The organism is Clostridioides sp. LIBA-6622, from assembly GCF_056716095.1.
The window spans coordinates 3,737,822-3,749,511 of the sequence record NZ_CP196998.1 but is presented as its reverse complement, the minus strand read 5'-3'; the positions used below and the strand labels follow the sequence as shown (position 1 = coordinate 3,749,511).

Here is an 11,690-nt window from a genome sequence, read left to right as displayed (position 1 = left end):
AAAAATCTTAACACTTAGAGCTGTTAGTAGGGAACAGTAAAAATGTTGATTATTAAAAGTGTTAAGATATCAATATAAATTAAAAATCAAAAGAAGGAGGCATTTTATATGTCAATAACTTTAGAAACAGCTCAAGCTCATGCAAATGACCCAGCAGTATGCTGCTGTAGATTCGAAGAAGGAACAATAATAGCACCAGAAAATTTAGAAGATCCAGCAATATTTGGAGATTTGGAAGATTCAGGATTGTTAGTTATACCAGAAAATCATTTAACAGTAGGTCAAGTATTAGGAGCTAAGTTAACAAAAACTTTAGATGCTTTATCTCCAATGACTACAGATAATGTAGAAGGATATAAAACAGCAGAAACAGATGTTGAGGAGTCTACTGAAGAAGAAGTAGAAGTTCCAGTAGCACCTGTAGCTACTTTGGCACAAGCTACAACAGGTCAAGTAATAAAAATACACATACAAGAAGGTAAAGATATAAACTTAGAGATACCTTTAGCAATTGCTACTCAAATGGGAGTAGTACCACAAAAATAATAGTTAAAATACAACTATTTAAGTAGGTTTTAATTTACTTGATTCCTCAGTTAAGGGGTTACCTGTTGAGGAATCGAGATTTAAAATAATAAATAAGAAAATAATGTAAGGAGGTATTTTATACTATGTCAATAACTTTAGAAACAGCTCAAGCCCATGCAAATGACCCAGCAGTATGTTGTTGTAGATTTGAAGCGGGAACAATAATAGCACCAGAAAACTTAGAAGATCCAGCAATATTTGCAGACTTAGAGGATTCTGGATTATTAACAATACCAGAAAATGGATTAACTATAGGTCAAGTACTAGGAGCTAAGTTAAAAGAAACTTTAGATGCGCTATCTCCAATGACTACAGAAAACGTAGAAGGATACAAAGCAGGAGAGGCTAAAGAAGTAGTAGCAGAAGAAGCAGTAGTAGAAGAAGCTCCAGCAGCTTTAGAAGCAGTAGTGCCAGTAAGCACAGGAGTTTTAGGTGAAACAGTTAAAATACACATAGGTGAAGGTAAAAATATAAGCTTAGAAATACCTTTATCAGTAGCTGGTCAAGCAGGAGTTGCTGCTCCAGTAGCAAACGTTGCAGCTCCAGTAGCAGGTGCAGCAGAAGTAGCTCCAAAAGTTGCAGAAAAGAAACTTTTAAGAAGCTTAACTAAAAAACACTTTAAAATAGATAAAGTTGAATTTGCTGATGAGACTAAAATAGAAGGAACTACTTTATACATCAGAAAAGCTGAAGAAATATGTAAAGAAGCTAATGATACTCAAGAGTTAGTTGTAGATATGAAATTAGAAATAATAACTCCTGATAAATATGAAACTTACAGTGAAGCTGTATTAGATATACAACCAATCGCTACTAAAGAAGAAGGCGAATTAGGCTCAGGTATAACTAGAGTTATAGATGGAGCTGTAATGGTATTAACTGGTACAGATGAAAATGGAGTTCAAATAGGTGAATTCGGTTCTTCAGAAGGTGAGTTAAATACTACTATGATGTGGGGTAGACCAGGTGCTGCTGACAAAGGTGAAATATTCATCAAAGGTCAAGTAACAATAAAAGCAGGAACTAACATGGAAAGACCAGGACCTCTAGCTGCTCACCGTGCATTTGACTATGTAACTCAAGAAATAAGAGAAGCATTAAAAACAGTTGACAACTCTTTAGTAGTTGATGAAGAAGTAATAGAGCAATACAGAAGAGAAGGTAAAAAGAAAGTTGTTGTTATAAAAGAAATAATGGGACAAGGTGCAATGCATGACAACCTAATATTACCAGTTGAGCCAGTTGGTACATTAGGAGCTCAACCAAACGTTGACTTAGGAAACATGCCAGTTGTATTATCTCCACTTGAAGTATTAGATGGTGGTATCCATGCATTAACTTGTATAGGACCTGCATCAAAAGAAATGTCAAGACATTACTGGAGAGAGCCATTAGTAATAAGAGCTATGCAAGATGAAGAAATAGATTTAGTAGGTGTTGTATTTGTTGGTTCTCCACAAGTAAATGCTGAGAAATTCTATGTATCTAAGAGATTAGGTATGTTAGTTGAAGCTATGGAAGTTGATGGAGCTGTAGTAACTACTGAAGGTTTCGGAAACAACCATATAGACTTCGCATCTCACATAGAGCAAATAGGTATGAGAGGTATACCAGTAGTTGGTGTAAGTTTCTCAGCTGTTCAAGGTGCTCTAGTTGTTGGTAATAAATACATGACTCACATGGTAGATAATAACAAGTCTAAGCAAGGTATAGAGAATGAAATATTATCTAACAATACTTTAGCTCCAGAAGATGCTGTTAGAATAATGGCTATGCTTAAAAATGCTATAGCTGATGTAGAAGTTAAAGCTCCTGAAAGAAAATGGAATCCAAATGTTAAATTAAATAACATAGAGGCTATAGAAAAAGTTACAGGAGAAAAAATAGCATTAGAAGATAATGAGCAATCTTTACCAATGAGTAAGAAAAGAAGAGAAATATACGAAAAAGACGAAAACTAAGATTTAGATAATAGTATAAATTTAGATCCAAGTTTAAAATAGTGTAGAGAGGTAGAATTATAATGGATAGATTAAAATATATCTCATCAGAGACTTTTTATGAGGGTATTATAGTTGACATCAAAGGTGGTGGAGTGACTATAGACCTGAAAGGTAGACTTGGACAATTTAAAATACCTAATAGAATGCTTATAACTGACTACGAACTTAAGATAGGTCAAGAAGTTGGATTCATGCTAAGCTATCCTGAGGTATTAAGTCCAGAGCCTAATCAAGAGTATGTAGAAAATATTAGGAGAGAAAAAGAAAAACAAGAAGAAATGCAATCAAAGCAAGAAGAAAAATAATAAATAATCGTTTGAAAATAGAAGGGAGAGGAAATATATGAGCCTTACAACAGTACAAGGACTTCAATCTGAAATATTCGTTCCAATAACACCTCCTCCAGTTTGGACTCCTGTAACTAAAGAATTAAAAGATATGACTATAGCTTTAGCTACAGCAGCTGGTGTTCACTTAAAATCTGACAAGAGATTTAATCTAGCAGGAGATACTACATTTAGAGCCGTACCTAATACAGCTACAGTTGATGAAATGATGGTATCACATGGTGGATATGATAATGGAGATGTAAACAAAGATATAAACTGTATGTTTCCTATAGATAGATTACATGAATTAGCTGCAGAAGGATTTATAAAAGCAGTAGCTCCTATGCACTACGCATTCATGGGTGGTGGAGGAAACCAACATGTCTTCACTGAAGAAACTGGTCCTGCTATCGCTGCTAAACTTAAGGAAGAGGGAGTAGACGGTGTAGTCATGACAGCTGGCTGAGGTACTTGCCATAGAACTGCCGTGATCGTGCAGAGAGCAATAGAGGAAGCTGGAATACCAACAATAATAATTGCAGCTCTTCCTCCAGTAGTTAGACAAAACGGAACTCCTAGAGCAGTTGCTCCATTAGTTCCAATGGGTGCTAATGCTGGTGAACCACATAACATAGAAATGCAAACACATATATTAAGAGATACATTAGAGCAATTAGTTGCAATACCATCTGCTGGTAAGATAGTTCCATTACCATACGAATATAAAGCTCACGTTTAAAATGTAATTTATATTTGAAAATATAAAACCCTTCTCCCACACAGTTGGGAGAGGGGTTTTAAGAACAAAGGTGGATATTATGGAAGAAAAAATAATGAGAAGACTTGTTATAAAACCGTTTCATATGAATGAAGTTAATTTCGGTTCAAAAACTTCTATAAAGAAAGATGTACTTACAATCAATTTATCAAGTATAGATGAAATAAAAGAAAAAGAAGATTTAATAACAGACATAAAAGTAGATATCATAAAGCCTGGAGATTATGACAGAGAAATTAACACTATTATGGACATTATACCAATATCAACCAAAGTTTTAGGCAGATTGGGAGAGGGAATTACACATACTTTAACTGGTGTATATGTAATGTTAACTGGTGCAGATGAAGATGGAAATCAAATGCATGAATTTGGCTCTTCAGAAGGAATTCTGAAAGAACAAATGGTGTTTGGTAGATATGGAACCCCATCAGTTGAAGATTATATAATTCATGTAGATGTGACTCTAAAGGGAGGTTTACCTTTCGAAAGAACACTTCCTCTTGCAGCATTTAGAGCATGTGATGATTTTATACAAGAAATAAGAACGTCTTTGAAAATGGAAGACGGAAGAAATGCTACTCAAGTTCGTGAATATTTTGACAAAATTCGACCAAATGCAAAAAAGGTTGTCATAGTAAAACAAATAGCAGGTCAAGGTGCTATGTATGACAATCAGTTATTCTCAAAGGAGCCTAGTGGTTTTGAAGGAGGGACATCAATTATAGATATGGGAAATGTACCTATGATTATATCTCCTAATGAATACAGAGATGGTGCCCTTAGAGCTATGACTTAAGAGAGGTGGATATTATGGGAATAGGACCTTCAACAAAAGAAACATCTCTTCATCACTTTAGAGACCCGCTTTTAGACATTGTTGAAAGTGATAAAGATGTAGACTTACTTGGAGTAATAGTAGTAGGAACTCCAGATGGAAACGAGAATAAGACTTTTGTGGGACAAAGAACAGCCGCTTGGCTGGAAGCCATGAGAGCAGATGGAGCTATAGTTTCATCAGATGGATGGGGAAACTCACATGTTGACTATGCCAATACATTTGAAGAAATAGGAAAAAGAGATATACCTGTAGTTGGAGTTACATTTAATGGTACTCAAGCTAAATTTGTTGTAAGTAATCAATATATGAATACTATAGTTGATATGAACAAATCAAAAGAAGGTATAGAGACAGAAGTAGTTGGAGAAAACAATACAAGTGAAATAGATGCTAAAAAAGCTTTAGCGTTTTTAAAACTTAAAATGAGAAAGCATGGATAAGAAATTTAAGTAAGGGAATGAGTTTTGTGGGAATTTCTACATCAATGAAAAACACATCACTTCATATATTTAGAGACCCATTACTAGATTTGATAGATAATGATTCTGACATAGACTTGTTAGGAGTGGTTGTAGTTGGGACATCAGAGCACAATGAATGGAAAACATTTTTAGCAACTAGACTTGGAAGATGGATTGAATCATTGCGACCTGATGGAGTGATTATAACTTTAGATATGGCAGGAAACCAGCATATTGATTTTACAAATGCTATATCAGAATTTGTAAAATCAGATATACCTACAGTTGGTCTTACTATTATGGGAGCAGATGGATTAGTAATTACCAATCCATATTTGGATAAAGCTACTATAATTGATTATAAAAAGACAACAAGCTACATAGAAACAGAAGTAGTTGGAGACAATCACATGAATGAAGTTGATGTTAAAAAAGCATTAGCTTTCCTAAAATTAAAAATGCGTGAACACGCAAAATAAACCTAAGGGGGAATTTGATATGAAATTTAGCAGAAGTATACAAGCTATAGACTCTCATACAGCAGGTGAAGCAACTAGAATAGTTGTAGGTGGAATACCTAACGTAAAAGGAAATTCTATGCCTGAGAAAAAAGAATATTTAGAAAAAAATCTAGATTATTTAAGAACTGCTATAATGTTAGAGCCAAGAGGACATAATGATATGTTTGGTTCTGTAATGACTCAACCTTGTTGTCCAGATGCTGACTTTGGAATAATCTTCATGGACGGTGGCGGATACCTTAATATGTGTGGCCATGGTACAATAGGAGCTATGACAGCAGCTATAGAAACAGGTGTAGTTCCAGCAGTAGAGCCTATAACTCATGTAGTTATGGAAGCTCCAGCAGGAATAATAAGAGGAGAAGTTACAGTTGTAGATGGAAAAGCTAAAGAAGTATCATTCTTAAACGTGCCAGCTTTCTTATATAAAGAAGGTGTTGAAGTTGAATTACCAGGTGTTGGAACAGTTAAATTTGACATATCATTTGGTGGAAGCTTCTTTGCTATAATACATGCAAGTCAATTAGGTTTAAAAATCGAACCTCAAAATGCTGGTAAATTAACTGAGTTAGCTATGAAACTTAGAGATATAATAAATGAGCAAATAGAAATACAACATCCAACTTTAGCTCACATAAAAACTGTAGACTTAGTTGAAATATATGATGAGCCAACTCATCCAGAAGCTACTTACAAAAATGTAGTTATATTTGGTCAAGGTCAAGTTGACAGATCTCCATGTGGAACTGGAACAAGTGCTAAATTAGCTACTTTACATGCTAAAGGTGAATTAAAAGTAGGAGAAAAATTCGTATATGAAAGTATATTAGGAACTTTATTCAAAGGTGAAATAGTTGAAGAAACTAAAGTTGCAGATTTCAATGCTATAGTACCTAAAATAACTGGTTCTGCTTATATAACTGGATTCAATCATTTTGTAATAGATGAAGAAGATCCACTTAAACATGGATTTATTCTTAAATAAGTAATAAATAAATTGGGAAATTAAAATAGAATAGTAGCCTTTTAGTGGCTACTATTCTATAGCTTTTAGGCTATAAGATTCAGAATATATTAAAAAATAAAAAAATAGGAGGATGGATTATGGTAGCAATATTAAAGGCATTATACGTAGTATTCGCAGCAATCTTTGCAGTTGTGTTTGGTAAAGACGTAGCTAAAGCAAACAAAGAGGGGAAACTAGAAGAACAAAGTACTCCAAAAGTTGCTGTAACAGGATTTATAACAGACTTCTTTGATACATTAGGAATAGGGTCATTTGCTCCAACAATAGCAATGTCAAAAGCTTTAAAATTAAATATACCAGATAAAAAAATGCCTGGTACATTAAACGTAGCACATACTATTCCAGTTGTTACAGAAGCATTCATATTTACATCAATCATACCAGTTGATGGTGTTACTCTAATATCTATGGTTGTGGCTGCAGCTGTTGGTTCATACATAGGTGCAGGAATAATAGCTAAGATGGACGAAAGAAAAATACAACTTGTTATGGGTGTAACTCTAGCATTAACAGCAATATTAATGTTATTAGGTCATCCTTGGGTTAACGTATTACCAGGTGGAGGAAATGAATTAGGTCTTACTGGTGTTAAATTAGTAATAGGTGTATTAGGTAACTTTATACTAGGTGCTTTAATGACAGCTGGTATAGGTCTATATGCTCCTGGTATGGCAATGGTTTACTTCTTAGGAATGTCTGCAAAAGTTGCATTCCCAATAGTTATGGGTTCTTGTGCATTATTAATGCCAGTTGCAAGTATGAAATTCATAAAAGAAGATGCATATACTAAAAAAGCATCAGTTATAATAGCTATCTGTGGTCTAATAGGGGTTTTCGTAGCTGCATATATAGTAAAAACTCTACCAATGGATATATTAAAAGCATTAGTAATAGTTGTTATAGCTTACACTTCTGCTACAATGATAATGGCTGCAAATAAAAATAAAAAGACTGCTTAGTGTTTATTAAATATTACAGCTAATAACAAAACTATAAACTGCTTTAAAATATTAATTTAATATTTTAAGGCAGTTTTTTATTTATTAAATTAATATAATTATATAAAGCAATTAATATGCCAATTGTGTAATATATATAATAATTTGGTAAATTAGATGTAGAAATTGTCATATTTCTAAAAATTAAGATATAATTTGAAGTTAAATATTTATATTTTATACTCAATAAACTCAATAAACGTTCATATATTAATACAGATTAATAAAAGCATTATTATATCAAGTCTAAAATAACTTATATCTAATAAAAATTAAGTTTATAATGACTTGGAAATTGTTTGAATTATTTGAATAAATCTAAGGTATTGAATTTACTTGTATACAAATATTTAAAATAAGTTATATATGACTTGAAGAATATATAAAGAGTTTTACAAATAATCTAAGGTGAAATAGAGCAATTAATCAGTATCATGATATATAAACCTAATAACAATTTTATAAATTCAAAATGAAAAGATTAAATGAAATTTATAACTAAATAAAAATTTTTAAATAGCAATCAAAGATTTGTAATAAAATACATCTCTTCCAAATATATTTATTATATAAGCTGATACCAGAAATATAAGAATTAACAATTGTGGAGGGATAAAATATGATAGCTGTTAAAGATGAGAATAACGTAGTAAACTTAAGAGGGGAGTTAGACAATAAGCTAGAATTTAGTCATGAGATATTTGGAGAAAAATTTTATAATATGAAAATAAAAATAAACAGACTAAGTGATTCTTTTGATATACTTCCAATGACTGTATCAGAAAGACTTCTTCAAGATATTGACCTTGATAAACAAAATTTAGTCAATGTCGTAGGTCAATTAAGATCATATAATAAAACATTAAATAATAAAAATAGATTAGTACTCACTGTGTTTGTCAGAGAAATAAAAAGCATAGATGAGGAAAATAAAGACCCCAATAGTATATTTCTAGATGGATATGTATGTAAGGAGCCTGTGTATAGGAAGACTCCTCTAGGAAGGGAAATAACCGATTTATTAGTGGCTATTAATAGACCTTATAATAAATCTGACTATATACCATCAATAGTATGGGGAAGAAATGCTAAATTTGCAAAGAATCTAAAAGTTGGTGACAGGATACAGCTTTGGGGTAGGGTTCAAAGTAGAGAATATGAGAAGAAAATAGATGAAAATAATGTAATTAAAAAAATGGCATATGAAGTATCCATATCTAAAATAAAAAGATTGGATGAAAATAACAACGAATAGACTAAAAAAGTATACTGTTTTTTATAAACAAAATATCAATAATTCTGCTATAATAACATATTAAAATCCATAAAGATTGTTTAAAAAAATACTAATGAAATATCTCTTGAATAGTTGCTCGCCATTTATTATAATGTAATCTGTACATAATTTATAATTGAGGAAATGAAGAGGTGAAGCATTGTGAAAAGCATATTGTATCAGATAAATAGACAGCCAGTTAAAGCTAAATATACATCTGATGAATTAGAATGTTTTTTGGATACAATTGAGTATAATGTAGGTGATAAAATATTGCTTGTTGGTCATATAGGAAACCTAGGCAAGAGATTGAGAGGTCTTGGTACTTCTGTAACTATACTGGAGAATAGTAACTATGAAGATGTCTGTTATTCTTTAGTATATAATGAAAATTGTAATGTAGTTAAAGGTAAGTTAGAGTTTTTACCGTTTGATGATAATCATTTCAACAAGATAATAATAGTAGACCAATTTAATGTTATTACAGATTGTGAAAAAGCTTCATCTGAAATACAAAGAGTTTTAAAGGGCAATGGAGAGGTTATATTAGAGGATTTAAATTTAAAAAATTTAAAAGTTAAGTTAAACTATCTTAAACATAAGTTTTGTGGTTCTGTTGCAAAGATTCACTATCCACATGAAGTATTCAATATATTTTCAAGATTAAACTTTGATGGTATGATTAAAGAATCAAATAAATTAAGATATATTTATGTGGGAAAAAGAAGATAAATGAGTTAAAATATAAATATGGATATAATATAAAAGACTAGGTTAAGCCTAGTCTTTTGTTATAAGGAGATGTTTAGATGGAAATAAATTATGAGTTGATAATAATTGTTATGCTCTTTGTAATCCTAATGTCAATCCAATTTACTTTAAATAAGATATACTTGATTCTTAAAGAAATAAGACAAATACTTATGTTAAGAAAAAATAAGGAATGATGATTATGATAGGTCTAGAATATATAAAATCTGATATTCAAAATATAGCTGAGGCTATAGTATCAGTACTCAATATAGATGTGACTATAGTAAATAAAGAGTTATTTAGGATTGCAGGAACAGGGATTTATGTAGATAAAATAGGTGAAAAAGTAGATAAATATACTGCTTTTAAAAAATCACTCACAGAACAAATTACAATACTAATAGACGACCCAAAGCGTAGTGATATATGCAAGGAATGCTATAAGAATGATGTTTGTGTAGAGTTTGCAGAGGTGTGTTGCCCTATTATATGTGATGGCGATTCTCATGGCGTTATAGGCCTTATAGCCTTTACAAAAGAGCAGGCACAGATTATAGAAAACAATAAAAGTGGTCTTATAAACTTTTTAGGTAAGATGGCAGATTTAATATCGAGCAAATTAAAAGCTCAAATTAAAACATATGAACTGGAATTAGAAAAGAAAAAATTAGAAACTCTATTAAACAACATGGATAAGGCTGTTGTATCTATTGATGTAGATGGCAAAATTGATAAATATAACTCAAAATTTAAGGAGCTTTTTAATCTAAAGGATAATATAACTGGAAAAAATATATTTGCTGAATTGGATTTTATACAGAAACCTTCCATAAATAACTTTAAGAAAGATAAATCATGTAGCTTTTTTTATAAGAGATATGGATATGATTCAAAAGGAATATATAATATCAATAAAATAGTATTAAAAAATGAATTAAAAGGATATGTTATTGATTTCATAGATAAAAGAGATGCTATAAAAAACTACAATAAGATTAATAAAGATTATAAGATAAAATTAGAAAATATAATTGGAGAAAGTGTTGCCATAAGAAACTCTAAAAAAGAAGCACTGATAGCTTCTAAGTCAACTTCAACAGTACTTATTACTGGCGAAAGTGGAACAGGTAAAGAACTCTTTGCAAGAGCTATACACAATCATAGTAATAGGGTTGATAATCCTTTTATAGCTGTAAACTGTGCAGCGATACCAGATAATTTATTAGAGAGTGAATTATTTGGATATGAAGAGGGGGCTTTTACTGGAGCTAAAAAAGGTGGAAAGCTTGGAATGTTTGAGGTAGCTCATAAAGGGAGTATCTTTTTGGATGAGATAGGAGATATGAGTTTGCACTTACAGTCAAAGCTATTGAGAGTCTTACAAGAAAAAGAGCTCAATAAAATTGGAAGTAAATCAAATGTTTTGATAGATGTAAGAATTATTGCTGCGACAAATAAGGATTTAGAAAAAATGGTTCAAAATGGGACTTTTAGAGAAGATTTATATTATAGATTAAATGTTATACCTATAAAATTACCTAGTTTAAGAGAAAGAAAAGATGATATACCACTTATAATTAAGCATATGGTTAAAGAGTACTCAAAAAAACTAGATAAAAATGTTATTGATATAGATAGTAGGGTTGTCGATGCTATGATTGAATATAAGTGGCCAGGTAATATAAGAGAACTACAGAATATGATTGAATATAGTGTGAATATGTCCTCATCTCCAGTCATTACAATGAATGTGATTCCTCAGAAGATAAAAAACACATCTGTAGAAGAATTGGAAGTTAAAAGTGATAGAATAGTTCCGCTTGATGAGCTTGAGAAAATTGAGATAATAAAAGCTTTAAATAGATTCAAAGATTATAAAAAAGATAAAGAATTAACAGCTAAAGCACTTGGGATATCAAGAGCTACATTATATAGAAAAATTGAAAAATACAATATAATCTCATAGAAACATAAGAAGGTAATAAAAAGTTATATAAAACTTGAATATAAATAAAAATGCTAACTGTTTGAATTTCTCTAAATTTATAAATTTTAACAGAATCATAACTATTTATTATGAGTACTTTGAATCATGTATATTTAAATCTAAAAAAT

Annotated in this window: 12 protein-coding genes and 1 pseudogene; all 13 read left to right on the top strand. The window is 31.1% G+C overall.

What is annotated here, in order from left to right:
- Nucleotides 1-108: 108 nt before the first annotated feature.
- A pseudogene (locus ACTG47_RS17515) lies at nt 109-531 on the top strand (D-proline reductase (dithiol) proprotein PrdA); the annotation flags it as partial.
- A gap of 140 nt (nt 532-671) precedes the next feature.
- Nucleotides 672-2,549 carry a D-proline reductase (dithiol) proprotein PrdA gene (gene prdA, locus ACTG47_RS17510; protein WP_479925507.1) on the top strand — a complete coding sequence of 626 codons (1,878 nt, stop codon included), beginning with the start codon at nt 672-674 and terminating at the stop codon, nt 2,547-2,549.
- A 62-nt stretch (nt 2,550-2,611) separates the two neighbouring features.
- Nucleotides 2,612-2,896, top strand: a complete 285-nt coding sequence (locus ACTG47_RS17505) for a CBO2463/CBO2479 domain-containing protein (protein ID WP_074179789.1) — start codon at nt 2,612-2,614, stop codon at nt 2,894-2,896.
- A gap of 37 nt (nt 2,897-2,933) precedes the next feature.
- Nucleotides 2,934-3,659 (top strand): D-proline reductase (dithiol) protein PrdB, encoded by a 726-nt coding sequence (gene prdB, locus ACTG47_RS17500; RefSeq protein ID WP_079739805.1) that lies wholly within the window; start codon nt 2,934-2,936, stop codon nt 3,657-3,659.
- Nucleotides 3,660-3,738: 79 nt separating this feature from the next.
- Nucleotides 3,739-4,497: a proline reductase cluster protein PrdD gene (gene prdD / locus ACTG47_RS17495; RefSeq protein WP_479925506.1), complete on the top strand. Its 759-nt coding sequence runs from the start codon at nt 3,739-3,741 to the stop codon at nt 4,495-4,497.
- 14 nt (nt 4,498-4,511) lie between these two features.
- Nucleotides 4,512-4,979: a glycine/sarcosine/betaine reductase component B subunit gene (locus ACTG47_RS17490; RefSeq protein WP_479925505.1), complete on the top strand. Its 468-nt coding sequence runs from the start codon at nt 4,512-4,514 to the stop codon at nt 4,977-4,979.
- A gap of 26 nt (nt 4,980-5,005) precedes the next feature.
- Nucleotides 5,006-5,479 (top strand): glycine/sarcosine/betaine reductase component B subunit, encoded by a 474-nt coding sequence (locus tag ACTG47_RS17485; protein WP_479927095.1) that lies wholly within the window; start codon nt 5,006-5,008, stop codon nt 5,477-5,479.
- Between the two features lie 19 nt (nt 5,480-5,498).
- Nucleotides 5,499-6,506 (top strand): proline racemase, encoded by a 1,008-nt coding sequence (locus ACTG47_RS17480; RefSeq protein ID WP_169467180.1) that lies wholly within the window; start codon nt 5,499-5,501, stop codon nt 6,504-6,506.
- Between the two features lie 119 nt (nt 6,507-6,625).
- The gene (locus tag ACTG47_RS17475) at nt 6,626-7,507 is read left to right on the top strand and encodes a TSUP family transporter (protein WP_169467182.1); all 882 of its coding nucleotides are present in this window, start codon (nt 6,626-6,628) and stop codon (nt 7,505-7,507) included.
- Between the two features lie 658 nt (nt 7,508-8,165).
- On the top strand, nt 8,166-8,801 hold the full coding sequence (locus ACTG47_RS17470) for a single-stranded DNA-binding protein (RefSeq protein WP_479925504.1): 636 nt from the start codon (nt 8,166-8,168) through the stop codon (nt 8,799-8,801).
- A gap of 183 nt (nt 8,802-8,984) precedes the next feature.
- A complete protein-coding gene (locus ACTG47_RS17465) occupies nt 8,985-9,554 on the top strand; it encodes a class I SAM-dependent methyltransferase (protein ID WP_479925503.1) in 570 nt (189 codons plus the stop codon).
- A 77-nt stretch (nt 9,555-9,631) separates the two neighbouring features.
- The gene (locus ACTG47_RS17460) at nt 9,632-9,769 is read left to right on the top strand and encodes a hypothetical protein (RefSeq protein ID WP_167639843.1); all 138 of its coding nucleotides are present in this window, start codon (nt 9,632-9,634) and stop codon (nt 9,767-9,769) included.
- A complete protein-coding gene (locus ACTG47_RS17455; protein WP_479925502.1) occupies nt 9,766-11,541 on the top strand; it encodes a sigma-54 interaction domain-containing protein in 1,776 nt (591 codons plus the stop codon). Before ACTG47_RS17460 ends, ACTG47_RS17455 begins: the two co-directional genes overlap by 4 nt.
- The last annotated feature ends 149 nt before the right edge of the window (nt 11,542-11,690 follow it).

What these genes read in the sequence shown, in the direction of transcription:
- prdA (WP_479925507.1), top strand. Translation starts at nt 672, where the DNA reads ATGTCAATAACTTTAGAAACAGCTCAAGCCCATGCAAATGACCCAGCA.
- ACTG47_RS17505 (WP_074179789.1), top strand. Translation starts at nt 2,612, where the DNA reads ATGGATAGATTAAAATATATCTCATCAGAGACTTTTTATGAGGGTATT.
- prdD (WP_479925506.1), top strand. Translation starts at nt 3,739, where the DNA reads ATGGAAGAAAAAATAATGAGAAGACTTGTTATAAAACCGTTTCATATG.
- ACTG47_RS17490 (WP_479925505.1), top strand. Translation starts at nt 4,512, where the DNA reads ATGGGAATAGGACCTTCAACAAAAGAAACATCTCTTCATCACTTTAGA.
- ACTG47_RS17480 (WP_169467180.1), top strand. Translation starts at nt 5,499, where the DNA reads ATGAAATTTAGCAGAAGTATACAAGCTATAGACTCTCATACAGCAGGT.
- ACTG47_RS17475 (WP_169467182.1), top strand. Translation starts at nt 6,626, where the DNA reads ATGGTAGCAATATTAAAGGCATTATACGTAGTATTCGCAGCAATCTTT.
- ACTG47_RS17470 (WP_479925504.1), top strand. Translation starts at nt 8,166, where the DNA reads ATGATAGCTGTTAAAGATGAGAATAACGTAGTAAACTTAAGAGGGGAG.
- ACTG47_RS17460 (WP_167639843.1), top strand. Translation starts at nt 9,632, where the DNA reads ATGGAAATAAATTATGAGTTGATAATAATTGTTATGCTCTTTGTAATC.
- ACTG47_RS17455 (WP_479925502.1), top strand. Translation starts at nt 9,766, where the DNA reads ATGATGATTATGATAGGTCTAGAATATATAAAATCTGATATTCAAAAT.